18 protein-coding genes are annotated in these 24,122 nt (G+C 72.3%); 10 read left to right on the top strand and 8 right to left on the bottom strand.

Annotation, left to right across the window (positions count from 1 at the left end; genetic code table 11):
- Positions 1 to 18 precede the first annotated feature (18 nt).
- The 3 genes from paaK to ABZX30_RS12485 form a co-directional block, all read right to left on the bottom strand.
- Positions 19 to 1,317: a phenylacetate--CoA ligase PaaK gene (gene paaK, locus ABZX30_RS12475; RefSeq protein WP_355932254.1), complete on the bottom strand. Its 1,299-nt coding sequence runs from the start codon at positions 1,315 to 1,317 to the stop codon at positions 19 to 21.
- A 195-nt stretch (positions 1,318 to 1,512) separates the two neighbouring features.
- Positions 1,513 to 3,396: a sulfatase gene (locus ABZX30_RS12480; protein WP_355932256.1), complete on the bottom strand. Its 1,884-nt coding sequence runs from the start codon at positions 3,394 to 3,396 to the stop codon at positions 1,513 to 1,515.
- A gap of 151 nt (positions 3,397 to 3,547) precedes the next feature.
- Entirely contained in the window at positions 3,548 to 5,158 is a 1,611-nt protein-coding gene (locus ABZX30_RS12485; protein WP_355932259.1) for an acyl-CoA synthetase, read from the bottom strand.
- Positions 5,159 to 5,337: 179 nt separating this feature from the next.
- Here ABZX30_RS12485 and ABZX30_RS12490 point away from each other — a divergent pair, with 179 nt between their 5' ends.
- From ABZX30_RS12490 to ABZX30_RS12515, 6 genes are all read left to right on the top strand, one after another.
- Complete coding sequence (locus tag ABZX30_RS12490; protein ID WP_355932261.1) at positions 5,338 to 6,138, top strand: crotonase/enoyl-CoA hydratase family protein; 801 nt, start codon at positions 5,338 to 5,340, stop codon at positions 6,136 to 6,138.
- An 18-nt stretch (positions 6,139 to 6,156) separates the two neighbouring features.
- A complete protein-coding gene (locus ABZX30_RS12495; RefSeq protein ID WP_355932264.1) occupies positions 6,157 to 7,098 on the top strand; it encodes an OB-fold domain-containing protein in 942 nt (313 codons plus the stop codon).
- Positions 7,095 to 8,144 carry a thiolase domain-containing protein gene (locus ABZX30_RS12500; RefSeq protein ID WP_355932265.1) on the top strand — a complete coding sequence of 350 codons (1,050 nt, stop codon included), beginning with the start codon at positions 7,095 to 7,097 and terminating at the stop codon, positions 8,142 to 8,144. The genes ABZX30_RS12495 and ABZX30_RS12500 overlap by 4 nt, the downstream gene beginning before the upstream one ends.
- A complete protein-coding gene (locus ABZX30_RS12505; protein WP_355932268.1) occupies positions 8,141 to 9,307 on the top strand; it encodes a thiolase domain-containing protein in 1,167 nt (388 codons plus the stop codon). The genes ABZX30_RS12500 and ABZX30_RS12505 overlap by 4 nt, the downstream gene beginning before the upstream one ends.
- Positions 9,308 to 9,388: 81 nt before the next feature.
- The gene (locus ABZX30_RS12510) at positions 9,389 to 9,631 is read left to right on the top strand and encodes a DUF397 domain-containing protein (RefSeq protein WP_355932270.1); all 243 of its coding nucleotides are present in this window, start codon (positions 9,389 to 9,391) and stop codon (positions 9,629 to 9,631) included.
- A 390-nt stretch (positions 9,632 to 10,021) separates the two neighbouring features.
- On the top strand, positions 10,022 to 10,519 hold the full coding sequence (locus ABZX30_RS12515; protein WP_355932272.1) for a hypothetical protein: 498 nt from the start codon (positions 10,022 to 10,024) through the stop codon (positions 10,517 to 10,519).
- A 14-nt stretch (positions 10,520 to 10,533) separates the two neighbouring features.
- Here the strand turns inward: ABZX30_RS12515 and ABZX30_RS12520 are convergent, their stop codons facing one another.
- Both ABZX30_RS12520 and ABZX30_RS12525 read right to left on the bottom strand, forming a co-directional pair.
- The gene (locus ABZX30_RS12520; RefSeq protein WP_355932275.1) at positions 10,534 to 12,504 is read right to left on the bottom strand and encodes a peptidoglycan recognition family protein; all 1,971 of its coding nucleotides are present in this window, start codon (positions 12,502 to 12,504) and stop codon (positions 10,534 to 10,536) included.
- 214 nt (positions 12,505 to 12,718) lie between these two features.
- A complete protein-coding gene (locus ABZX30_RS12525) occupies positions 12,719 to 13,861 on the bottom strand; it encodes an aminoglycoside phosphotransferase family protein (RefSeq protein WP_355932276.1) in 1,143 nt (380 codons plus the stop codon).
- Between the two features lie 261 nt (positions 13,862 to 14,122).
- Here ABZX30_RS12525 and ABZX30_RS12530 point away from each other — a divergent pair, with 261 nt between their 5' ends.
- Complete coding sequence (locus ABZX30_RS12530; protein WP_355932277.1) at positions 14,123 to 15,625, top strand: hypothetical protein; 1,503 nt, start codon at positions 14,123 to 14,125, stop codon at positions 15,623 to 15,625.
- 11 nt (positions 15,626 to 15,636) lie between these two features.
- On the opposite strand, the gene ABZX30_RS12535 is transcribed toward ABZX30_RS12530, so the two are convergent.
- Positions 15,637 to 17,073: a SpoIIE family protein phosphatase gene (locus ABZX30_RS12535; protein ID WP_355932279.1), complete on the bottom strand. Its 1,437-nt coding sequence runs from the start codon at positions 17,071 to 17,073 to the stop codon at positions 15,637 to 15,639.
- Positions 17,074 to 17,581: 508 nt separating this feature from the next.
- On the opposite strand from ABZX30_RS12535, the gene ABZX30_RS12540 reads away from it, so the two are divergent.
- A complete protein-coding gene (locus ABZX30_RS12540; RefSeq protein WP_355932282.1) occupies positions 17,582 to 17,995 on the top strand; it encodes an SsgA family sporulation/cell division regulator in 414 nt (137 codons plus the stop codon).
- A gap of 161 nt (positions 17,996 to 18,156) precedes the next feature.
- On the opposite strand, the gene ABZX30_RS12545 is transcribed toward ABZX30_RS12540, so the two are convergent.
- Complete coding sequence (locus ABZX30_RS12545; protein WP_355932285.1) at positions 18,157 to 19,254, bottom strand: chemotaxis protein; 1,098 nt, start codon at positions 19,252 to 19,254, stop codon at positions 18,157 to 18,159.
- A 228-nt stretch (positions 19,255 to 19,482) separates the two neighbouring features.
- Between ABZX30_RS12545 and ABZX30_RS12550 the strand changes: the two genes are divergently transcribed.
- Entirely contained in the window at positions 19,483 to 20,268 is a 786-nt protein-coding gene (locus ABZX30_RS12550; RefSeq protein WP_355932288.1) for an alpha/beta fold hydrolase, read from the top strand.
- Between the two features lie 247 nt (positions 20,269 to 20,515).
- The gene (gene asnB, locus ABZX30_RS12555) at positions 20,516 to 22,357 is read left to right on the top strand and encodes an asparagine synthase (glutamine-hydrolyzing) (RefSeq protein ID WP_355932290.1); all 1,842 of its coding nucleotides are present in this window, start codon (positions 20,516 to 20,518) and stop codon (positions 22,355 to 22,357) included.
- On the opposite strand, the gene ABZX30_RS12560 is transcribed toward asnB, so the two are convergent.
- A complete protein-coding gene (locus ABZX30_RS12560; RefSeq protein WP_355932292.1) occupies positions 22,350 to 23,936 on the bottom strand; it encodes an alpha/beta hydrolase in 1,587 nt (528 codons plus the stop codon). The two genes, asnB and ABZX30_RS12560, sit on opposite strands and share 8 nt — an antisense overlap.
- Between the last annotated feature and the right edge of the window lie 186 nt (positions 23,937 to 24,122).

Below are 24,122 nucleotides of genomic sequence, written 5' to 3' on the forward strand. Positions count from 1 at the left end.
GGCGTACCGGTGTACCGGTCAGGAGCGGGGGCGGAGGTCCACGATGCGGCGGAGCTTGCCCAGCGAGCGCTCCAGCGACTCCGGTTCGACGATCTCGACGGTGACGGAGACGCCGATGCCGTCCTTCACGGCCGCCGTGATGTCCCGGGCCGCCGCCTCCCGGGCCTCCGGGCCGGCGCCGGGGCGGGCCTCGGCCCGCACGGTGAGGGCGTCCAGGCGGCCCTCGCGGGTGAGGCGCAGCTGGAAGTGCGGGGCGACGGCCGGGGTGCGCAGGACGATCTCCTCGATCTGCGTCGGGAAGAGGTTCACCCCGCGCAGGATCACCATGTCGTCGCTGCGGCCGGTGACCTTCCGCATCCGCCGGAACACCCGGGCCGTGCCCGGCAGCAGCCGGGTCAGGTCACGGGTGCGGTACCGGATCACCGGCATCGCCTCCTTGGTCAGCGAGGTGAGGACCAGCTCGCCCTCCTCGCCGTCCGGCAGCACCTCGCCGGTGACCGGGTCTACGACCTCGGGGAAGAAGTGGTCCTCCCAGATGTGCAGGCCGTCCTTGGTCTCCACGCACTCCTGGGCCACGCCGGGGCCGATCACCTCCGACAGCCCGTAGATGTCGACCGCGTCGATCGCGAACCGTTCCTCGATCTCCCGCCGCATCTCCTCGGTCCACGGCTCGGCGCCGAACACACCGGCCCGCAGGGAGGTGGAGCGCGGGTCGACGCCCTGCCGTTCGAACTCGTCGAGCAGGGTGAGCATGTACGAGGGCGTGACCATGATGATCCCGGGCCGCAGGTCCTGGATCAGCTGGACCTGCCGGGCCGTCATGCCACCGGAGGCCGGGACGACCGTGCAGCCCAGGCGCTCGGCGCCGTAGTGGGCGCCCAGACCGCCGGTGAACAGTCCATAGCCGTAGGCCACGTGAACCGTGTCGCCGGGCCGCGCGCCCGCCGCCCGGAGGGAACGGGCCACCATGTCGGCCCACAGGGACAGGTCGTCGTCCGTGTACCCGACCACCGTCGGGCGTCCCGTGGTGCCGCTGGAGGCGTGGATGCGGCGGATCCGCTCGCGGGGCACGGCGAACATCCCGTACGGGTAGTTCTCCCGCAGGTCGGCCTTGGTGGTGAAGGGGAAAAGGGCCAGGTCGGCGAGCGAGCGGCAGTCCTGAGGGCGGACCCCTGCCTTGTCGAAGGACTCCCGGTAGAAGGGCACGTGGTCATAGGCGTGCCGGAGGGAGGTCCCGAGCCGCTCCAGTTGCAGCGCCCGCAGCGCCTGGGCGTCGAGCCGTTCTCCCGCGTCGAGCAGGTCGCTCGTCTCCGCCATGGCACTTCTCCCTCGCCGGCCGCGCCCCGCCCCGTCGACCGATCGTTCGGTCGATCCACTCGGGATCAGTTAACGCAGCCCACCCCGCCCCGGGCAAGAGGTCCGGCCGCACTTTTCCGGGCACCAGGCGTCGGGCGCCCGCCCGGGCCGGAGCGCGGGGATCTGCCCGCGCACCCGGCGGCGGCGCGCCCCCGCTCAGCCGCCGTTCGGGCCGTACGCCGTCATGAAGCGGTCGCGGAAGGTGTTCATCGCCCATTCGGGCGCGTCGGCCGCGGGCTTGAGTCCCTCCGTCCAGCCCCAGCCGGAGATGCGGTCCAGCACCTTCGGGTCGCGGGCGACGATGGTGACGGGCACGTCCCTGCTGGTGCTGCCCCCCGTGACCGTCGGGACGGGCTGGTGGTCGCCGAGGAAGACGAGGACGGTCCTGTCGTCGCCGTAGCGCTGGACCCATTGCGTCAGGCTGTCCAGGGAGTACTGGATGGCCTTGCGGTACTCGGTCCGCACCCGCTTCGCGCTCTTCCAGACCTCGGTGGGGTCCGTGCCCTCTTTCTTGATCTTGTAGAAGACCGAGCCGTTCCCGAGGTCCTTCCAGTCGATCATGTGGGCGATGGGGGACCAGGGGTTGTGGCTGGAGGCGAGGATGATCTCCGCCATGATCGGGTCGCGGTTCCTCTTGCCGTGCTCCAGCTTCTGGAAGGCCTCCAGGCTGAACTGGTCCGGCACCGGCGTCCAGCTGAAGTACGGGCCCTGGTAGCCCAGGTGCGTCGAGTCGTAGATGTGGTCGAGTCCGAAGTAGGTGCCCTCCGGCCAGGCCTTGCGGACGCCCGGGACGATGCCGACGGTCCGCCAGGCGCCGGTTTTCCGGAAGTAGCTGGTGAGGGTCGCGCGGTCACTGCTGGTCAGGGTCCGGTACCGCTGCTGGTTCTTGACCCACAGGCCGGACAGGAACGTCGAGTGGGCGAGCCAGCTGCCGGCGCCCGTCACCGGCGACCGGAGCCAGCCGCTGCGCGCCGAGAAGCCCGCCGCCTCGAGCCTCGCGTCGCCCTCCTTGAGCGTCGCGTCGACCTCGGGTCCCATCGCCGGATCGTCGATGGCCACGCGGCCGTAGCTCTCGATGAAGGTGAACATGACGTCCTTGCCGCGCAGCCCGGTCAGCAGCTGGTCGGACGGGGTGTCGGCGAAGGCGTCCACGGGGAGCTGCTTCTTGAAGACCTCGGCGTCCCCGAGGCCGTCGCGGACGTAACGCACACGGTTGGCCAGGTACTGGGCGTAGCCCTTGGTGGCGAAGGTGACCCCGCCGGACTGCACGCCCAGGGTGAAGCAGATGATCCACACGACGCCCAGGACCAGCGTGGTGCGTACGGCCACGGGCCGGTGCCGGGCCAGCACGTTCGCCAGCCGCACCATCGCGAGCGCGCTCACCACGAGCACCGCGACGACCAGGACGATCACCCCGGCCACCGCGAGCACCTCACCCGGGCGGCCGAGCGAGTCCTTGAGGAAGTCCGCCGCGTCGTTCAGCAGCACCCAGTCGAAGACCAGGTCGAACGGCCGGGCCAGGGTCTGGCGGAAGCCCATGTCGAGGCACTTCAGGAGGGCGGACAGCCCGAGGAACACCCCCAGGACCCCGGCCGTGATCCGCCGCGCCCTCGACGGCAGCGCGAGGAGGACGGCCGCGAGGAAGACCGCCTCGACCGGCAGACGGAGGAACGACCGGACGGTGATCCAGTCGAGGCGGTTGGGCACGAGGAGCACGGTGAGCACCAGCGCACCGGCCAGGACGGTCGTGCCCCCCCGCACCGCACGCGCGGCCCGGGGGTGGCGACGGCGCCAGTCGAACCGGCCGGGGCGGGCGGGGGAGGCGGCGTCGGCGGCGGTCCCGCCGCGCTCCTCCTCGCCGGTATCCTCCGCCCGCTCGTCCGTCTCGGGGCTCGCGTCCGTCTCGGGGCTCGCGTCCGCCCCGGTCCGTCCGGCTGTCCCGGAGTCCCCCGGGGTCGCGTCCGTCGCCGTCGCGTCGGGATCCGGGCCCGCCCCGGCGTCCGCGTCCGGCAGTTGGCGAGGGGGCGTGAGGTGCGACACCCGAAGGTCCTTCCGTGCGTAACCCGGTGCTGGTGCGACGGAGTCTGTTCCGTCGCCTCCCGTACGACCGGCCGTCACCTTTCGTTCAAAGGCGGAGGCCGGCCGCGCACAGGGTACGCCGCCACGATCACCCGGTCGGAATCGCCGGCGGCTACCGGTCCGCCGCCACCGCCACCTCCCGCGCCCACCGGTAATCGGCCTTGCCGCTCGGCGACCGCTGGACGCGGTCCGTGATCACCAGCTGGCGCGGGACCTTGTATCCGGCGAGGTGGGTACGGCAGTGCGCCTGGATGTCGGCCAGGGACGGCCGGGCGGCGCCCTCGCGCAACTGCACCACCGCCGCGACGTGGTTGCCCCAGGTCGCGTCCGGCACCCCGGTCACCAGGGCGTCGTACACGTCCGGATGCGACTTGAGCGCCTGCTCGACCTCCTCCGGATAGACCTTCTCGCCGCCGGTGTTGATGCACTGGGAGCCGCGCCCGAGGACGGTGACGACGCCCTCCTCGTCGACGGTCGCCATGTCGCCGAGCAGCACCCAGCGCCGGCCGTCCTTCTCGAAGAAGGTCTCGTCGGTCTTCCCCGGGTCGTTGTAGTAGCCGAGCGGTACGTGGCCGCACTGCGCGACACGGCCGGTCTCGCCGGGGGCGACCGGCTCGTGGGTGGCCGGATCGACCACCCGCGTACGGGAGTTGACGCGGATGCGGAAACCGCGCTCGGGACCGGAGTCCTCTGTCGCCGTTCCGTTGAACCCGGATTCGGAGGAGCCGAAGTTGTTCAGCAGCATCGCGTTCGGGACCAGCTCCCGGAACTGCCGGCGCACCGTCTCCGACATGACCGCGCCCGAGGACGAGACGCTGAACACGGAGGAGCAGTCCGTGCCCTTCATGGGCCCGTTCAGCGCGTCGATCAGCGGGCGCAGCATCGCGTCGCCGACCAGGGACATACTGGTGACCCGCTCCCTTACGACCGTCCGCAGCACCTCCTCGGGGACGAACTTGCGGTGGATGACGACCCGTTGCCCGAAATTGAAGCCGATGAACGCGGTGAGGGTGGAGGTGCCGTGCATCAGCGGGGGAGTGGGGAAGAAGGTGATCCCCGAGCCGCCCGCGGCGACCCGCTCGGCCAGCTCCTGCGGTCTCTTCACCGGGTCACCGGTCGGCGCCCCGCCGCCCAGCCCGGCGAAGAACAGGTCCTCCTGACGCCACATCACGCCCTTGGGCATGCCGGTCGTCCCGCCGGTGTAGATGATGAACTGGTCGTCGCCGGAACGCGCCGGGAAGCCGCGCTCGGATGATCCGGCGGCCTCGGCCTCGGAAAACCGGACAGCGCCGGGCACCCGCGCCGGCCCGCCCACGCTCAGCAGGTGCCGCAGCTCCGGCGCGCGTGGCCGCGCCGCCGCCACCCGGTCGCCGAACTCCCCGTCGAAGACCAGCGCGACCAGGTCGGCGTCCCGGTAGAGGTAGACCAGCTCCTCCTCGACATAGCGGTAGTTGACGTTGACCGGCACGATCCTGGCCTTGAGGCAGCCCAGCACCGTCTGCAGGTACTCGACGCCGTTGTACAGGTGCAGACCCAGATGCTCACCGGGCCGGATCCCGCTGTCGATCAGATGGTGGGCGATGCGGTTGGCTGCGGCGTCCAGCTCCGCGTACGTCAGACGGCGCTCGGCACCGGTGCCGGGGTGGTCGAGGTACACGAGCGCCTCGCGGTCCGGTACCACGTCGACGACCGACTCGAACAGATCGGCAAGGTTGTACTCCACCGCTCCTCCTGACCCCGGGCAGTCGTACCTGGCATCTGTCGGTCCGCCGGTCATCAGAGCAAAGGGCACCGCAACTGTGAAGGCTTCCCGCAGAGAAATCTGACTGTCTGTCAGAAAACCCTTGAAGTGCCCCCTCCACTACTGCAACCTGTTCTCGTTCTGTCAGAGGGGAGAGGGGCATGGGTGGAACCGAACACCTCACCGTGCGGCGCGAGGGCGGCACGCTGGTGCTCACGCTCAACCGGCCCGAGGCCAAGAACGCGCTCTCGCTGCCGATGCTCGTCGGCCTGTACGACGGCTGGCTGGAGGCCGACGCGGACGACGCGGTGCGCTCCGTCGTGCTCACCGGAGCCGGCGGCGCCTTCTGCGCCGGGATGGACCTCAAGGCCCTGGCCGGCCAGGGCATGGCAGGGCAGCACCACCGGGACCGGCTCAAGGCCGACCCCGACCTGCACTGGAAGGCGATGCTGCGGCACCACCGCCCGCGCAAGCCGGTGATCGCCGCCGTCGAGGGCCACTGCGTCGCGGGCGGTACGGAGATCCTCCAGGGCACCGACATCAGGGTCGCGGGCGAGTCCGCGACCTTCGGCCTGTTCGAGGTCAGGCGCGGGCTGTTCCCGATCGGCGGCTCCACGGTCCGGCTGCAACGCCAGATCCCGCGCACCCACGCCCTGGAGATGCTGCTCACCGGACGGCCGTACACCGCCCGCGAGGCCGCCGGCATCGGACTCGTCGGCCATGTCGTCCCCGACGGCACCGCGCTCGCCAAGGCCCTGGAGATCGCCGAACAGATCAACGCCTGCGGCCCGCTCGCCGTCGAGGCCGTCAAGGCGTCGGTGTACGAGACCGCCGAGATGACCGAGACCGACGGTCTGGCCGCCGAACTCGAACGCGGCCGGCCCGTCTTCGACACCGCCGACGCCAAGGAGGGCGCCCGCGCCTTCGCGGAGAAACGGCCCCCCGTCTACAAGCGAGCCTGACCCCGAGGAGAGCCTTCGATGCCCGAAGTCCTCAAAGCGCCACTCGTCGTCGAGTTCCCCTTCACCCGCTCCCTCGGCCCGGTCCAGAGCGCCTTCCTCACCGGTCTGCGCGAACGGGTGGTCCTGGGGGTGCGCACCGGCGACGGACGCACGCTCGTCCCGCCCGTCGAGTACGACCCCGTGACCGCCGAGGAGATCCGCGAGCTCGTCCCCGTGGCCTCCACCGGCACGGTCACCACCTGGGCCTGGAACCCCGACCCCCGCCGCGGCCAGCCCCTCGCCACCCCCTTCGCCTGGGCCCTGGTCCGGCTCGACGGCGCCGACACCGCCCTGCTGCACGCCGTCGACGCACCCGGTCCCGACGCCGTGCGCACAGGTCTGCGGGTCCGGATCCGCTGGGCCGAGGAGCGCACCGGCGCCATCACCGACATCGCCTGCTTCGAGCCGTACGACGGTGACGACACCGTGGTCACCGCTGACGCGGGGGAGTCCGGGGAACCGGTCACCGGCATCGTCGCCCCCGCCCGCCTCGACTACACCTACTCGCCCGGCCGCGCCCAGACCGCCTACATCACCGCCCTCTCCGGCCGCCGCACGGTCGGGGAACGCTGCCCGAGCTGCCGCAAGGTGTACGTCCCGCCCAGGGGCGCCTGCCCCACCTGCGGGGTCGCCACCTGCGAACAGGTCGAGGTCGGCCCCCGCGGCACGGTGACCACCTTCTGCATCGTCAACATCAAGGCGAAGAACCTGGACATCGAAGTGCCGTACGTCTACGCGCACATCGCCCTCGACGGCGCCGACCTCGCCCTGCACGGCCGCATCGGCGGCATCCCCTACGACCAGGTGCGGATGGGCCTGCGCGTGGAGCCGGTGTGGACCGAGGGCGCCCGCTACCCCGACCACTACCGGCCCACCGGCGAACCCGACGCGGACTACGAGACGTACAAGGAGCTGTTGTGACGCGGGACATCGCGGTCGTCGCCTTCGCGCAGACCGACCACCGGCGCACCAGCGACGAGCTCTCCGAGGTGGAGATGCTCATGCCGGTGCTGCACGACGTGCTCGACCGGACCGGCCTGAAGACCGCCGACATCGGCTTCACCTGCTCCGGATCCAGTGACTACCTGGCCGGCCGCGCCTTCTCCTTCACCCTCGCCCTCGACGGAGTGGGCGCCTGGCCGCCGATCTCCGAGTCGCACGTGGAGATGGACGGCGCGTGGGCGCTGTACGAGGCGTGGACCAAACTGCTCACCGGGGACGCCGACACCGCGCTCGTCTACGCCTACGGCAAGTCCTCGCCCGGCCCGGTGCGCGACGTGCTCACCCGGCAGCTCGACCCGTACTACGTCGCCCCGCTGTGGCCCGACTCCGTCGCCCTGGCCGCGCTCCAGGCCCAGGCGCTCATCGACGCGGGGGAGACCGACGAGTCCGCGCTCGCCGCGATCGGGGCGCGCAGCCGGGCCGACGCCGCCGGCAACCCGCATGCCCAGCTGCGCGGCCCGGTACCGCAGGGCGAGTACCTCGTACGCCCCTTGCGCACCGGCGACTGCCCGCCCATCGGCGACGGCGCCGCCGCAGTGATCCTGGCGGCCGGGGAACGGGCCCGCGAGCTGTGCGCGCGCCCCGCCTGGATCCGGGGCATCGACCACCGCATCGAGGCCCACGGCCTCGGCGTGCGCGACCTGACCCGCTCGCCTTCCACGCGGCTGGCCGCCGAGAAGGCCGGCGCGTTCGAACGGCCGGTCGACACCGCGGAGCTGCACGCGCCGTTCAGCTCACAGGAGGTCGTGCTGCGCAAGGCACTGCGGCTGGACGACAGCGTGTGCGTCAACCCCTCCGGAGGAGCCCTCGCCGCCCACCCGGTCATGGCCGCCGGGCTCATCCGTATCGGCGAGGCCGCCGCCCGCATCCACCGCGGCGCCGGTGACCGCGTCCTGGCGCACGCCACGTCCGGCCCGTGCCTGCAGCAGAACCTGGTCGCCGTACTCGAGGGGGATCCCCGATGAGCAAGGAACCCGTGGCCGTCACAGGGATCGGCCAGACCAAGCACGTGGCGGCCCGCCGGGACGTGTCGATCGCCGGACTGGTCCGGGAGGCGGCCCGAAGGGCGCTGGACGACGCCGAGCTGACGTGGGCCGACATCGACGCCGTCGTCATCGGCAAGGCACCCGACTTCTTCGAGGGCGTCATGATGCCAGAGCTGTACCTCGCCGACGCGCTCGGCGCGGTCGGCAAGCCGATGCTGCGGGTGCACACGGCCGGCTCCGTGGGCGGGTCGACCGCCCTCGTCGCCGCGAACCTCGTCGCCGCCCGGGTCCACGGCACCGTGCTCACCGTGGCCTTCGAGAAGCAGTCCGAGTCGAACGCCATGTGGGGACTGTCCCTGCCCATCCCCTTCCAGCAGCCCCTGCTGGCCGGCGCGGGCGGCTTCTTCGCCCCGCACGTACGCGCCTACATGCGGCGCAGCGGGGCGCCCGACACGGTCGGCTCCCTGGTCGCCTACAAGGACCGGCGCAACGCGCTGAAGAACCCCTACGCCCACCTCCACGAGCACGACATCACGTTGGAGAAGGTCCAGGCCTCCCCGATGCTGTGGGACCCGATCCGCTACTCCGAGACCTGTCCGTCCTCCGACGGCGCCTGCGCGATGGTCCTCACCGACCGGGCCGGCGCGGCTCGTGCGCCCCGGCCCCCCGCCTGGATGCTCGGCGGTGCCATGCGCAGCGAGCCCACCCTGTTCGCGGGGAAGGACTTCGTCTCCCCGCAGGCCGGCAAGGACTGCGCCGCCGACGTCTACCGGCAGGCCGGCATCGCCGACCCGCGCCGGGACATCGACGCCGTCGAGATGTACGTGCCGTTCTCCTGGTACGAGCCGATGTGGCTGGAGAACCTGGGCTTCGCCGACGAGGGCGAGGGCTGGAAGCTGACCGAGTCCGGCGTGACCGGACTCGACGGGGACCTGCCGGTCAACATGTCGGGCGGTGTGCTGTCCACCAATCCCATCGGCGCCTCCGGCATGATCCGTTTCGCGGAGGCCGCCCTCCAGGTGCGCGGACAGGCCGGAGAACACCAGGTGGAGCGGGCCCGGAAGGTGCTCGGGCACGCCTACGGCGGGGGATCGCAGTTCTTCTCCATGTGGCTCGTGGGCGCCGAACCGCCCGACTCCTGAAAGTCCCGCTCACGTGCCCTGTCGGCGGTCCGGACCGATCGCTAGGCTGGCCGCGGACGACGAACCGGGAGGAGCACGGACGTGGCCGAGAGCACCATCCAGCAGAAGCCGCTCATGGGCTGGGACAAGCCGGAGCTGGACCTCAGCACCGCCGAGTGGCAGTCCAGCAGCCGAGGCCTGGGAGATGTCCAGATCGCCTTTGTCGAGGGATTCATCGCCATGCGCAACAGCGACCGCCCGGAGAGTCCTTCCCTGATTTTCACGCCCGCCGAATGGGGTGCCTTCGTGTCCGGGGCGAGGGAGGGCGAGTTCGACCTCACCTAGGGTCTGTCTGACCCTTCCCGTCGTCGCCCGGAGGGCGGCCGCGCGGCCTCAGGTGCGCGCTCCGGGGGTCCCCCCGGCCGAAGGCCGGTGGAGTGCCGGGCATGCACCCACGTACTGGATGTACCTGGTTGTGTGCCCGGTGCGGCGAGTGGGGGCACCCCCTCGGGGGGAGCGTGCATGGCGCCGCGTGGCAGACGGGAATGGTCAGACAGGCCCTAGGGTCACCGGCCCCCACCCGGCCCCCACCCGGCCCCCACCCGGCCCGCACCCGGGGCGCGACCGGCCGTCGGGGGCGGCTGGCTGGTTCCGCCGGGGGCACCGGTCTCCCGGGGGACGGAACAGGCGCCGCCCGGACGGCGCCGAACGCGTCCGGGCACGTACCATGGCCGCATGTCGTTCCTCCGCCGCCGCAGCGCCACTCCCGCCGGGCCCGAATTCGACGTACTGGCCATGGACCCGGGTGACTGGCCCGGCAATCTGGGCGCCGGACTGCTGCCCGCCCCCGACGGCACCTGCCAGGGCGTCTTCCTGCGCTACGACCTGTTCGGCGGCCGGGGCCCCGCCATGATCATCGGCAACCTGCCGGAGGGTTCCCCGGCCCGTGAGGTCGCCGAGGGTGAGATCCCCTTCGAGGTGGCCCAGCTGTTGCTGGCGCTGGAGAACGACGAGGAGGTCACGGTCACCGACACCGAGGACATGCCGGTGCTCCAGGGCGACAACCTCCTGATCGTGCGTCGGCTGAAGCTCTCCGAGAGCCGGATCTCCTGCGTGCAGTTCGACCGCAGCGACGGCGTCCTGGTCACCATCGCCGCCTGGGACCGCCCCATCACGGACGACCTGTACGCCCTGCTGAAGCCGCTCCCGGCGGAGCTTTTCCAGCAGGGCTGACATCCCGGCACGGGCTACCGGGCGGACGGCTCCACGTCGACGTCGGCGGCGCGCACGAACGCCACCCGGTGGCCGAACTGGATCTCGTAGTACAGGTCCTTGCCGGCCACGACCCGGTGCGAGTCGGTGGTGAAGGTGACCGAGTAGTAGTACTCGCCCGGCACCACGTCACCGACCGCGTACCGCTGGCCCGCCGGCAGGGTGTACGGCAGCGGCGACACCGACTGGACCGGCACCCCGGCCGGGTAGGCCTCCTTCTCCGGGTAGGCGCGGCCGTACACCGGCACCCCGGCCGCGCCGTCCTTCGGCGTGACGACCGGGCCGGAGGCGTCCACCGCCGTCGGCTCGTCCCCGGGGTCGTGGAACCAGGCCTTCTGCCCCAGGTACCAGATCGCCGTCCAGTCGCCCCAGCGGCCGGCGACCGCGAACTGCTGGCCGGTCGACACCCGTGAGGACAGGTCGTTCACCCCGGTGGTCGGGTCCGTGCCCAGACCGGCGTCCTTGATCAGGGCCGAGTTCTCGTCGTGGTCGGAGTACAGCCGGACCTCGCCGGAGCCGTGCGCCGCGCACGGCTCGCCCTTGGTCACGCAGCCCGTGTACACCGGCTGGTTCGCCGCGTAGTCCGGCCGGATCGTCACCAGCCCGCCCCGCTTGCCCGCGGTGCGGTGGAAGGGGCGGCCCAGCAGTTCGAAGTAGTGCCGCCAGTCCCAGAACGGACCCGGGTCGGTGTGCATGCCGGGGACGCCGGCCGTGGTCGGGGCCGGAACGTTGTCGTGGCCGAGGACGTGCTGCCGGTCCAGGGGGATGCCGTACCGTTTCGCCAGGTACGTCACCAGCCGGGCCGAGGACCGGTACATCGCCTCCGTGTACCAGGCGTCCGGAGCGGCGAGGAAGCCCTCGTGCTCGATGCCGACCGACTTGGCGTTGACGTACCAGTTGCCCGCGTGCCAGGCCACGTCCTTCACCTTCACATGCTGGGCGATCAGACCGTCGGTGGAGCGGATCGTGTAGTTCCAGGACACATAGGTGGGGTCCTGGACCAGGTTCAGGACCCCGTCCCAGGTGCCCTCGGTGTCATGGACGACGATGTACTTGATGCTCTGCGACACCGGACGGTCGCCCAGGTCGTGGTTGCCGTAGTCGTCGTCCCCGAACTCGGCGTACGGAGCGGGGATCCACTCGCAGGACACCTTCCTCGGGCACTCCGTCCCGTCGTCGGTGACCGTGCGCAGCCCGGTCCGGCGCAGTTGGCCGGTGTCCGGGGCGATCCGCGGCCGCGCGGCCAGGGCGACCCGCTGCCCGGCGTCCGTGGTGCGCTCTTCGCCGGTGCGCAGCACGTCGTACACGTCGTCCGCGTACGCCGCCGCCGTGGCCGTGTCGTCCGCGCCGGAGAAGCGGGCCACCGCGCCGTACCAGTCGGCCGGATCAGCGCTCAGCGGCTCGTCCAGGTCCTTCTGGGCGGCGGCCAGCAGGGCGGCTCCGCCGGCCACGTTGGCCGCCGGGTCGGTGCGCAGCCGCGCGGCGGGGATCCCGGTCAGGCGGGCCGCCTCGGGCAGCGTCCTGAGGCGGGCGGGCAGCGCGGAGCCGGCCGGGATCCGCGCGGCCGGGCGCAGGGCCGCGCGGGCGGCGTCGCCGCGGGCGTCCTCGGTGCCCTCGCTGTGGTGCGGCGACGTGGCGAGCGCGGTGCGCGCGTCGGTGAGGTGCATCGGGCCGTAGCCGCCGGTGACGCTCGGCGCTCCGGCGTGCGCGTCCCAGCGGGACTGCAGGTAGGAGACGGCCAGCAGGACGCTCTGCGGCACGTGGTACTCGTCGGCGGCCGAGGCGAAGGCATGTTGCAGCCGGCCGGTGGGCGACTCGGTGGCGCTCCGGGAAGGGGCCGCGCCCAGCAGCGGGAACAGGAGGGCGGCGGAGGCGACGGCGACCCCCGTCGCGCGCCTGCGTCTGCTCCCGGGCCCGGGCGTCGGTTCGGTGACGGATCCTCGCAAGGCGGCCTCCAGGGACATGGCGAGCGTGGCGGGGCGTGCGGGCCGAACGGTGGGTCAGTGGTACCCGCTGGCCGACGATCCGTCAATCATGCCTGGAGGAAGGGGATGTCCCATGTCACGCGGGGGATGCGGGAATTTCGCGGCGCGCGTGCACCGGCCTGCGGGGCGTCAGTGGAGTACACCACTGACGCCCCGCGGACCTTCGCTGTCCCCCTCAGCGGGTGCCGACCGCCGCGCGTACCGCCCTGCGGGCCAGTTGGCAGTCGTCGTGCAGTCGCCTGAGCAGCAGCCGCTGTTCCTCGCCGGACGGTGCGGCGCCCGGGTGGGCCATGCCCGGCGCCGCCGGGGCGGTGTCGTGCATCGAGCGCTGCACGGCCGTCTCGTACGTACGGATCTCACGGGTCAGCACGAGCATCAGGTTCACCAGGAAGGCGTCCCGCGAGGCGGGTCCGGCCGACTGGGCGATCTGGCTGATCTGCCGCCGGGCCGCCGGCGCGTCCCCGAGCACCGACCACAGCACCGCCAGGTCGTAGCCCGGCAGGTACCAGCCCGCGTGCTCCCAGTCCACCAATACAGGACCGGCCGGTGACAGGAGGATGTTCGACAGCAGCGCGTCGCCGTGGCAGAACTGCCACATGTCCTGGCGTCCCGCCGTGTGCGCGATGTCGTGCAGCAGCTTCTGCAGGTCGCCCAGGTCCCGGTCGGTGAGCAAACCCAGCTCGTGGTACCGGGAGATACGGGCCGCGTATTCCAGCGGCCTGTCGAACGTGTCCGCCGGGGGACGCCAGGCGTTCAGCCGGCAGATCGCGGCCAGGGCCGCCCGGACGTCCGACCGGGGCGGGGCTTCCGCGGGGTGCCGCTGGAGTGCCGCCACCCGGCCCGGCATCCGCTCGATGACCAGGGTGCCGTTGTCCGGATCCGCCGCGATCAGTCTGGGCACCCGGACCGGCGGCCGGTGCCGGACGAACGAGCGGTATGCGGCTATTTCGTGCCTGGTCCGCTCCGCCCAGGCGGGGGAGTGGTCCAGAAGACACTTGGCCACGGCCGTGCTGCGCCCCGTCGTCCCGACGAGGAGCACGGAGCGTCCGCTGCGCCGCAGCACCTGCACCGGGGCGAACTCCGGGCAGATCCGGTGCACCGAGGCGATCGCGGTGCGCAACTGCGCGCCCTGCGGGCCGGACAAGTCGATTCGTCCGCTGAGCGGTTGGCTGCCCGGGCCGACGACGCGCCGTGGCCGGCCGACGCCGGGCACGGGTGGCCCCGGGCGCGACCCGGGGTCCGGATAGGGGCCGCTGCCCGCCGGGCGGGGACGCAGCGGCCGGGGCGGGGCGGACACGGAGGACGATGCTGCGTACATGGGCGGAACAGATCCCTTCGTGTGCCTGCGGTGCCTGCCTTGGTGAGTCCGTGCGCGCATCCCGGCCCGGCCGCCCGGGTGCACCCTGGGGAATGCACCCGTCATATGAACCAGCGAGCCGGGTCGGGGTGGCGCGTTCCTACTCGACACCCGATGCCCAGTGGCACACCATCTGGCGCACCCTGGCGAACCCTGGCGAATAGTCGCCCGGCAACCTCCGCGGGGCTACTGTCAACTCAGCCGAGAACCTGGGGGCTTGACGTGAGCGGACGACCCAACACCCGGCTCGCGGACCTGTTCGGCCTGGCCGGCTGGTCCAAGGGCGAACTCGCGAGGCTGGTCAACAAGCAGGCGGCGGCCATGGGCCACCCCCAGCTGGCGACCGACACCTCCCGGGTGCGGCGGTGGATCGACACGGGAGAGATCCCGCGCGATCCCGTGCCGCGGGTGCTGGCGGCCCTGTTCACCGAGCGTCTCGGCCGTGTCGTGACCATAGAGGACCTCGGTCTGGTACGGCACGGGCGTACGGGGAAACGGCCGGGCGACGGGAACGCGGAACATCCCGAACATCCCGACGGAGTGCCGTGGGCGCCCGAACGGACCGCCGCGGTCCTCACCGAATTCACGGGAATGGACCTCATGCTCAACCGACGCGGCTTGGTGGGCGCGGGCGCCGCGCTCGCCGCGGGATCCGCACTCAGCGACGCCATGCACGACTGGCTGCAATCCGATCCGACCCTGAAGGCCGACGCCCCGGTCCTCGACGACCCCCTGCACGCCGACCCCGCCGGGTACGACCGCTACGAGGCCGCCCCCGTCGGGTCCCAGGAGATCGAGGAACTGGAGCGCTCGGTGGAGGTGTTCCGAGCCTGGGACGCGGCCCGCGGTGGCGGGCTGCAGCGCAAGGCGGTGGTCGGCCAGCTCAACGAGGTGGGCGGCATGCTCGCCTACCGCCACCCGGACCACCTCCAGCGGCGCCTGTGGGGCGTCGCCGCCAACCTCGCCGTCCTCGCCGGGTGGATGTCCCACGACGTCGGCCTGGAACCGACGGCCCAGAAGTACTTCGTCATCGCCGCCCACGCCGCACGGGAGGGCGGTGACCGGCCGCGTGCCGGCGAGGCGCTGTCCCGGGCGGCTCGCCAGATGGTGCACCTGGGCCGGCCCGACGATGCACTCGACCTGATGAAGCTCGCCCGGTCCGGCTCGGGCGACGAGGTGCTGCCCCGCACCAAGGCGATGCTCCACACCATCGAGGCCTGGGCACAGGCCTCGATGGGCAAGGGCCAGGCGATGCGCCGCACCCTCGGCCAGGCGGAGGACCTCTTCGTCTCCGACAAGGGCGACGTGCCGCCGCCGAGCTGGATGCAGATGTTCAAGGAGGAGGACCTTTACGGCATGCAGGCCCTCGCCTACCGCACCCTGGCGGAGCACGACCCGGGCGCGGCCGCGCACGCCCAGCACTTCGCGGAGAAGGCCCTGGCCCTCAGGGTCGACGGACGCCAGCGGTCGAAGATCTTCGACTTCCTGTCCATGGCCTCGGCGTGCTTCATCGCCGACGACCCCGAACAGGCGGACCGGTACGCGCGCCTGGCCCTGATGTCGATGGGCTCGAACTCCTCCCACCGCACCTGGGACCGGCTGCGTCAGATGTACCGGCTCACCGCCCAGTACGCGAGTTATCCGAAGATCCACGAACTGCGGGAGGAGATCAGGCTCGCCCTGCCCGCGACGAAGGGCGGCGGCATCGACAGCGCACAGGCCTAGCCTGGTTTTTCTCAGTTGCTCACCTTGGCGATGAGCACGCAGGCGTCGTCCTGCCGCTCGGTCTCGCCGCATTCCTCCACGACCACGCGCAGACAGTCCTGCGCGGTGCGCGCCGCGTCCAGGCGCGGAGCCAGGTCGAGGAGCCGGTCCACGGCTGCCGTTCCCTCGTGCCCCGGCACCAGTGCGTCGGTGCGCAGCAGGAGCAGGTCGCCGGGTTCTAGGGTCACTTCGGCCTGCCCGTAGGCGGCTCCGGTCGTGGCGCCGAGCAGGACGCCGTCGGGTGCGTGCAGTGCGCGCCCCGTCCCGTCGCGGTACAGCAGCGGGGCGGGGTGTCCTGCCTGCGCCCACACCAGGGTGCGGGTGGCGGGCCGGTAACGGCAGCAGACGGCGCTGCCGAGGGCGGGTTGCCCGGTGGCGTCCAGTAACTGGTTGAGGCATGCCATCAGCCGGCCGGGCTGGGTGCCCGCCATCGCCAGGCCGCGCACGGCGCCCAGCAGCATCGACATGCCCGAGGCGACGGTGACACCCTGCCCGGTGAGGTCGCCGACGCCGAGCAGGGTGTCGCCGTCCGGCAGTTCGAGCGCGTCGTACCAGTCGCCGCCGATCAGCGAGTTCGTGGCGGACGGCAGGCTGCGGGCCGCCAGGTCCAGTGTCCGCCGTCCCCGGCGCGGGAGCCGCAGGGAGCCGCGCCACGGCGGCAGCACGGCCTGCTGCCACTCGGCCGCGAGGCGCTGCTCGGTCCGGGCCTGCTGCTGGTGGCGGTGGAAGGAGTCACGGGTCTCGCGCACCGTCCGCCGGTGGCGGCGCAGTTCACTGACATCCCGCAGCACGGCCCACATGGAGGTGGTGCCGCCGTCGGGGCCGAGCACGGGCTCGCCCATCATGTGCACGGTCCGGACGGAGCCGTCCGGACGCACGACATGGAACTCCCCGTCGATCGGTTTGGCGTCGACGAGGCAGTCGGTCACCATCGCCGTCAGCTTCGGGCGGTCCTCGTCGAGGACCAGCGAGGGCAGTTCGTCCAGGGTGAGCGGGGACGCGGCCGGGTCCAGGCCGAGGATCCCGTAGAGCTCTCCGGACCAGTTCGCCTCGTCGGTCAGCAGGTTCCACTCCGCGCTGCCGACCCGGCTCAGCAGCGAGCCGCTCGGGGCGGCGCCGACGGTGTCCGGGTGCTCGGCGGCAGCGGCCTCGTGCGGGGCGGGGGGCGCGGGTGCCGGGCCGTCCCGCAGTTGCGCCAAGTGTTCGTCCAGGTCGCTCAGTTGGTGCAGGGCGAGATCGCAGAGGGCGCGCTGCCACCGCTCCTGCGGGTCGGCACCTTCCGCCCGGGTGTCCCGACGTACCGCCTTCACGTCGCCCTTGAGCCGCCGGGTCTGCGAGATCAACGCGTCGACCGGGCCCCGGCCGGGTGGCTGGGCGGCGGGACGGTCCGCGGAGAGGGGGGACGGCATGACGCACTCCGATGCGGGGACGGTACGGCCGGGGCCGGCGGAAGGACCGTTACGACTGTTGCACAGCGCGCGACTGTCTGTAAGAGATTCGGCGACACCCGATACGGTGGTGCTTCTGGCATATGCCGGAGTCCTCAACGCATGGTCGACCCGCCTTTGTGGCGTAGGCGACCGGCGAGGCGAGGCGTAGACCGGGTACGTGACTTGATCGACCGGGGAGACTCTCGATGTAGCGCCCGGGTAGGTGTTCGACGTGCTGGTGTTCCATGGGGGCGCGCCGATGTGGACCGGACCCGGCCAGGTGTGACGGACACCGGCGGGGCGTACGGGGGCGCGGGTGGCGCGGAAGGGCGGTGATGGGGGGACGGTCCACCGGTCACGGTGGCCCGTGGGTCCGCTCGACGGCGTGGCGGAAATCGTCCCGCCCTCCGTCGACAAGTGATGCAGGTCACACGAAATTGGTCGCTGTGCCGCGTAATGCGAGCGGCCCGAGGGAGGTCCTAAAGGCATGGACTTCTCCTTCACGCAGCCCGCCCACGCCCGTCTGATCACCGCCCGGGACGACGAGGTCCCCGTGACCGCCGCCCTCCGGTACACCACCGAGGACCCGCTCGCCGTGTTCATCGACTTCCCGCCCGAGGCGACGCTCGACGGGGAGGGCGCCACCTGGACCTTCGCCCGCTCCCTGCTGGAGGAGGGGCTGGGGGCGCCGGCCGGGTGCGGGGACGTACGGATATGGCCGTGCGGGCAGGGCGGGACGGTCCTGGAGTTCCACTCCCCCTACGGCGTCGCCCTGCTGCGCTTCCGCACCCCCGCGCTGCGCCGGTTCCTGCTGCGCAGCCATGCCGTGGTCGCACCCGGGCAGGAGGACGTCGAAGCGGTGGTCGAGCGCGGGCTCGGCGCCCTCTTCGGCGGTGTCTGACCGCCAGTGGGCCGCCTCCGGTCCGTTCCCGGCTTCCGCGTCAACGACTCTCCCCGGCGTACGGGGCCGGACGCGGGGCGAGGCCGACGGCCACCCTGCGCCCACTCTCTCGCCGTTCACAGGTCACGGCGTAGCGTAGGCGCACGGTGCGGCCGGCCGGGTCAGTAGCGCAGCACTCCCGCGATCCCGGCTTCGTCGCCGAGGGTGCCGTCCGGGACGAACCGGACGTCGGCGCCGGTCTCCAGGCACTGCTCGACGATCTCGTCCACGATGTCCTCGCGGGCGTCGAGTTCGCCGCCCGCGGCCGGTACCAGGTGGCCGCGGCCCTCGTCGCGGACCGTCACGCGGTAGTTCTCCTCCACCGCCAGCAGACGCACACGGCCCTCCCGGGCGTTCTGCCAGACCTCGTCGATGCCGGCCGCGAAGGTGCGGTGCCCCCGTGCCGAGTCCAGTTCCCGGGCCACGGCGGCGGTGTCCCTCCTGGCCTGCGCGTCGAGCACCGGCTTCACGGCCTGCCACACCGCTTCGCGCCCGGCGTGCGCGAGGCCGCCGTGCCGCACCTGCACGGCGTCCCCGGCCACGCCGCCTACCTCTTCCAGCAGGGACAGCGCCGCTTCCTCACCGGTGACGTACAACGGGCGGGGCTGCTCGCGCAGGACCTTGGTCATCGCGGTGTCCGCCTCGCGCAGGAAGTGGCGGGTGTCCTCGTCGCGGAAGGTGCTCGGCAGGTCGCCGATCCGTTCCTGCCGCTCGGCGTCGAAGTTCTCCCGGCCGCGGCTCAGCGGGAAGCCGCCGGAGCGGTCCTCCACGACGCGGTCGCCGGCACCGCTCCACAGCGTGACGCGGTCCGCGGAGACCGACAGCACCCAGAACGGCCGTTCCGCGGCGTGCGCGGAGACGAGGTTGCGGGTCAGGAAGGTGTCCGAGAGCACCACCCGCTCGGGCACCTCCCGGGCGAGCGACCACACCTGGTGCTCGTCCGGCGCGGCGAAGATGACCAGGCCGTCCTCGGCGTGCGTCAGGTCGACCTCGGCGAGTGCCCGGTCGAGCTGCTGCACGACGGCGGCCCGCCGCTCCCGGGTGACCGCCGGGTCGGCCTCCAGCTTCTTCTTGGCCTCGGCCACCACGTTGCGCAGCCGGACCGGATCCTGGGCGTTGTCGGGCTCGCGCCGGTGCGTCGGCGTCATGACGGAGACCGCCGGGTAGGGACGCGGACGGCGCAACTCGGCGAGGGTCGCGGGACTCAGTGCGTGCTCCATGACAACACCGTAGGACTGATTCGCCTGTCGGGCATTCGGGGTAATCCGGCCCTGAGGGGTGCGGCGCCGTGCGGCCCGGTCGTACTCGTCGGCCCCGGGCCGCCCGACCACGGCGCCGCCGCGCGCAGCCGGCACGTCCTCGAGCTCCTCGCCGGACGGCGGTGACGCGGGTCCGGCGGCCGGTTACGGTACTGGTCAGTAACCCGCGCGCACTCCAGGAGACGCCCCATGCCGCAGCTCGAGGTCGACGGCGCAACACTGACGTACGACGACGAAGGCCCCCGCGACGGCGGCGGCGCGCCCCTGGTGTTCGTCCACGGCTGGACGGCCGACCGGCACCGCTGGGACCACCAGACCGCCCACTTCGCCGGGAAGCGGCGGGTCGTCCGCCTCGACCTGCGCGGGCACGGGGAGAGCGGCGGGGCGGGGGTGTCCACGATCGAGGAACTGGCCGGGGACGTCCTCGCCCTCCTCGACCACCTCGGGGTCGGCCGGTGCGTACTGATCGGCCACTCCATGGGCGGGATGATCTCCCAGACCATCGCCCTCTCCCGTCCCGAGCGGGTGGAACGCCTGGTCCTGGTCGGCTCCATCAGCCGGATGGCCTTCAGCCGGGGCCGCGGCCTGCTCATGGCCGCCTCCACCCTCGTGCCCTTCAGGCTGTTCGTCGCCGCCAACATCCAGCGGGCCTTCGCCCCCGGCTACCCGCGCGAGCGGATCCGGGAGCACATCAGGGCCTCGGCGGCGACGCCGCGCGAGGTGGTCATGACCCTGTACGGAGCCATGCGGGCCTTCGACGTCCTCGACCGGGTCGGCGAGATCCGCACCCCGACCCTGCTGGTCCACGGCTACCACGACGTCCAGCTGCCGGTGAAGCAGATGCTGCGGATGGCGACGGCCTACCCGGACGCGGTGATCCGCATCATCGACGCGGGTCATGAACTGCCGCTGGAGAAGCCGGCCGAGCTGACCGCCGCGCTGGACCGGTTCCTGAGCCCGGCGCCGGTGGTCTGAGCCGCCCTCCGCCCTGCCGGTCCCCCCGGCCCCGGATGTTGGGGAAACCTTTGCCCGTGGCCGGTACCCGTCGGACGGACCCCGGACGCACACCGTTCCGCGGGTGTGGAGCGGGCAGGACCCGGCCGGAACCGTGCGGCGGTTTCGCCCGATCGGTCAAGGCCGCGTTGACCGGCCCCCGGTAACCGGCCCACGCTCATCATATAGGTGCTGGGTGCAACCGGTTCCGCGGACCTGGAGGACACGCATGTGCGGCATCACCGGATGGATCTCCTACGACCGCGACCTGCGCTCCGAGGCAGCGGCCCTGGACGCGATGACCGAGACCATGGCCTGCCGGGGCCCGGACGACAGCGGCACCTGGACGCAGGGCCCCGCCGCGCTCGGCCACCGCAGGCTCGCTGTCATCGACCTGCCCGGCGGACGCCAGCCCATGACCGCCGGCACACCGGACGGAACCGTCGCCCTCGTCTACTCCGGCGAGACCTACAACTTCACCGAACTCCGCGCCGAACTCACCGGCCGCGGCCACCGCTTCACCACCGACTCCGACACCGAGGTCGTGCTCCGCGGCTACCTGGAATGGGGCGACGCCGTCGCCGAGCGGCTGGGCGGCATGTACGCCTTCGCGGTCTGGGACGGCCGCCGCGACGCGCTCGTGATGATCCGCGACCGCATGGGCATCAAGCCGTTCTACTACCACCCCACCCCCGACGGCGTCCTGTTCGGTTCCGAACCCAAGGCGATCCTCGCCAACCCGCTGGTCCGAGCCCGGGTCGGCCTCGACGGCCTGCGCGAGCTGTTCACCATGATCAAGACGCCCGGCCACGCCGTGTGGGACGGCATGCGCGAGGTGGAACCGGGCACCGTCGTCACCGTGGACCGATCGGGCCTGACGACCCGTTCCTACTGGCGGCTCGAGACGCGTCCGCACCCCGACGACCGTGACACCACGGTGGCAGCCGTCCGCACCCTCCTGGAGGACATCGTGCGCCGCCAGCTGGTGGCCGACGTCCCGCGCTGCACCCTGCTCTCCGGCGGCCTCGACTCCTCGGTCATGACCGCGCTCGCCGCCCGTCAACTGGCCGAGCGGGGCGAGACGGTGCGCAGCTTCGCCGTCGACTTCGCCGGCCAGAGCGACCACTTCGTCGCCGACGAACTGCGCGCCACCCCGGACACGCCCTTCGTGCACGACATGGCCCGCCTCGCCCGCACCGACCACCAGGACATCGTCCTCGACGCGCGGACCCTCGCCGACCCCGCCGTACGCCGCGACGTGATCCGCGCCCGCGATCTGCCCATGGCTTTCGGCGACATGGACGCCTCGCTGCTTCTGCTGTTCCGGGCCGTCCGCGACCAGTCCACCGTCGCGCTCTCCGGAGAGTCCGCCGACGAGGTCTTCGGCGGCTACCGGCAGTTCTTCGACGAGGACGCCCGCCGCGCGGACACCTTCCCCTGGCTGCTGCTGGCCGGCCGGTCCTTCGGCGAGGACGGCGACATCGTGCGCCCCGACCTGGCCAAGGCGCTGGACGTGGGGCGGTACGTCTCCGACGGGTACCGCACCGCCGTCGCCGGGATCGACCGGCTCGACGGCGAGAGCGACTTCGAGTACCGGATGCGGCGGATCTGCCACCTCCACCTGACCCGCCTCGTGCGCGTCCTGCTCGACCGCAAGGACCGCATGAGCATGGCCGTCGGCCTGGAGGTCCGCGTGCCGTACTGCGACCACCGGCTCGTCGAGTACGTCTACAACACGCCCTGGTCCCTGAAGTCCTTCGACGGACGGGAGAAGAGCCTCCTGCGCGAGGCGGCGGCGGACGTCATCCCCCGGTCCGTGTACGACCGGGTCAAGAGCCCCTACCCCTCCACCCAGGACCCGCTGTACGCCCGCGCCCTCCAGGACCAGGCCAAGGAGCTCCTCGCCCGTCCCGCCCACCCCGTCTTCGACCTCGTCGACCGCGAGAAGGTCCGCCTCGCCGCCCACCGCGAGGCGGCCGTCAGCACCCAGGCCGCCCGCCACGGCCTGGAACGCACCCTCGACCTGGCCCTCTGGCTGGACCTGTACCGGCCGGAGCTGTCGCTCAGTTGACCTCCTCCGGCCTCCGGTCCGGCGCACACGAGCTGCCGTTGGCCGGCAGGGAGCCGTACAGGAGGAAGTCGTCGACCTTGCGGTGCACGCACGTGGAGGAGGAGTAGCCGGTGTGCCCCTCGCTCCTGTTGTCGAGCACCACGGCCGACGGGCCGAGCCGCGCGGCCGTCTCCACGGTCCAGCGGTACGGCGTCGCGGGGTCGCCCCTGGTCCCTATCAGGAGCAGTTTCGGCGTGTGCAGGTTCTTGACCCGGTCGCGGATGAAGTCGGTGCCCCGGGGGCGGCCGTAGCACATCAGCAGCTGGGTGAGCCGGTGCCGGCCGAAGACGGGCGACGCCTGTTCGTACAGCCCGCGCAGTCGCCCGAGGTCCTTGACGATCTGCCCGGCGCCGGGGCGGTCGGGGTCGTCGGCGCAGTTGACCGCCATCAGGGCGGCGGGGAGGTTGTCCGCAGGGATCTCGTCCGGGCCGACGAGCCCGCCGTCGCCGGACCGTCCGGCGGGCAGCGTCCGGCCGCCGGAGGCGAGGTTCTCGACCCCGCGCGTGTCCCCGTTCTCCACCAGCGAGGCCAGGGCCCGCTCCAGCAGGGGCCACAACTCCCTGCTGTACAGCCCCTGCCCGATCGCGCCCACCAGGTCCTGGCCCGAGTACCGGTCGCCAAAGGCCGTGAGCATCGGATCGGCGTCCAGCGAGCGCACCAGCCGGACGATCCGCTCGCCGGCCGCGCGCCGGTCCTGCCCGAAGGGGCAGGCGATGTCGGTCACGCACCAGTCCAGGAAGTCGTCCAGCGCCGTCTGCTGCCCCGCGGCGCCCGCGATGCCCTGCTCGGCCGGCGACTCGGTCAGCGTGTCCACACCGTCCAGCGCCAGCCGGCCCACCTTGTCGGGGAACTGGGCCGCGTACACGGCGCCCAGCCGGGTCCCGTAGGAGAAGCCCAGGTAGTTCAGCTTCCTGTCGCCCAGGGCCTGCCGTATGACGTCCAGGTCCCGGGAGACGTTCACGGTGCCGATGTACGGCAGGACCGGGCCGGAGTGCTCGGCGCACTCGGCCGCCGCCTGCCGCACCTTCTCCAGGACGGCCCGCGCATCGCCGGCGGCCGCGGCCTCCCGCGTGGCGGCGAAGGCCTGGTCGGCCCCCTCGCCGCAGCTGACGGGGGAGGACCGGCCGACGCCGCGCGGATCGAAGGTGACCACGTCATAGCCGTTGGTCAGATCCATGAAGTCCTTGCCGCCGGCGGCGAGTCCGTCGATGCCCGCGCCGCCCGGACCGCCGAAGTTGAGCAGCACCGAGCCCCGCGACCTGCCCGTGGCCCGGTAGCGGGCCAGCGCCACCTCCAGCGTTCCCGCGCCCGGCCGGGCGTAGTCGAGCGGCACGGTGACCTTGCCGCATTGCAGGTCCTCGGGCATGTCGGGACCCTCGCAGGCCGACCAGACGATCTTCTGCCGGTAGAACCGGGAAAGGTCGGGCCGGGGCGGCTCGGCCCCCGCGGCGGGCAGCCCCGCTCCCAGTAGGGTGAGCGCCACGGCGCCGACGCCCGTACAGCGCAGGGCGGCGGGCCGGGCGGACAGCTTCGCCAGCATGGATGCCTCCAGGGACCCCCACTGCGGACCGGGACGGCGTCTCCCGATCACCTTAAGCGGGGCCCGGAGGGCACGCCTCCGGGCGGGCGCCCCGGCCTGCGGCGTCGTATCATACGCACGATACGTGATCGTTCGATCACTTTGCGTGCGGTTCGATCATCGGGTCCACTCGATGGAGTGAAAGGC

The organism is Streptomyces sp. NPDC004542, assembly GCF_040610035.1.
Lineage (GTDB): Bacteria > Actinomycetota > Actinomycetes > Streptomycetales > Streptomycetaceae > Streptomyces.

What these genes read in the sequence shown, in the direction of transcription:
- ABZX30_RS12560 (WP_355932292.1), bottom strand. Translation starts at nt 23,936, where the DNA reads ATGCTGGCGAAGCTGTCCGCCCGGCCCGCCGCCCTGCGCTGTACGGGC.
- ABZX30_RS12525 (WP_355932276.1), bottom strand. Translation starts at nt 13,861, where the DNA reads ATGTACGCAGCATCGTCCTCCGTGTCCGCCCCGCCCCGGCCGCTGCGT.
- ABZX30_RS12550 (WP_355932288.1), top strand. Translation starts at nt 19,483, where the DNA reads ATGCCGCAGCTCGAGGTCGACGGCGCAACACTGACGTACGACGACGAA.
- ABZX30_RS12515 (WP_355932272.1), top strand. Translation starts at nt 10,022, where the DNA reads ATGTCGTTCCTCCGCCGCCGCAGCGCCACTCCCGCCGGGCCCGAATTC.
- ABZX30_RS12490 (WP_355932261.1), top strand. Translation starts at nt 5,338, where the DNA reads ATGGGTGGAACCGAACACCTCACCGTGCGGCGCGAGGGCGGCACGCTG.
- paaK (WP_355932254.1), bottom strand. Translation starts at nt 1,317, where the DNA reads ATGGCGGAGACGAGCGACCTGCTCGACGCGGGAGAACGGCTCGACGCC.
- ABZX30_RS12545 (WP_355932285.1), bottom strand. Translation starts at nt 19,254, where the DNA reads ATGGAGCACGCACTGAGTCCCGCGACCCTCGCCGAGTTGCGCCGTCCG.
- ABZX30_RS12505 (WP_355932268.1), top strand. Translation starts at nt 8,141, where the DNA reads ATGAGCAAGGAACCCGTGGCCGTCACAGGGATCGGCCAGACCAAGCAC.
- ABZX30_RS12495 (WP_355932264.1), top strand. Translation starts at nt 6,157, where the DNA reads ATGCCCGAAGTCCTCAAAGCGCCACTCGTCGTCGAGTTCCCCTTCACC.
- ABZX30_RS12540 (WP_355932282.1), top strand. Translation starts at nt 17,582, where the DNA reads ATGGACTTCTCCTTCACGCAGCCCGCCCACGCCCGTCTGATCACCGCC.
- asnB (WP_355932290.1), top strand. Translation starts at nt 20,516, where the DNA reads ATGTGCGGCATCACCGGATGGATCTCCTACGACCGCGACCTGCGCTCC.
- ABZX30_RS12535 (WP_355932279.1), bottom strand. Translation starts at nt 17,073, where the DNA reads ATGCCGTCCCCCCTCTCCGCGGACCGTCCCGCCGCCCAGCCACCCGGC.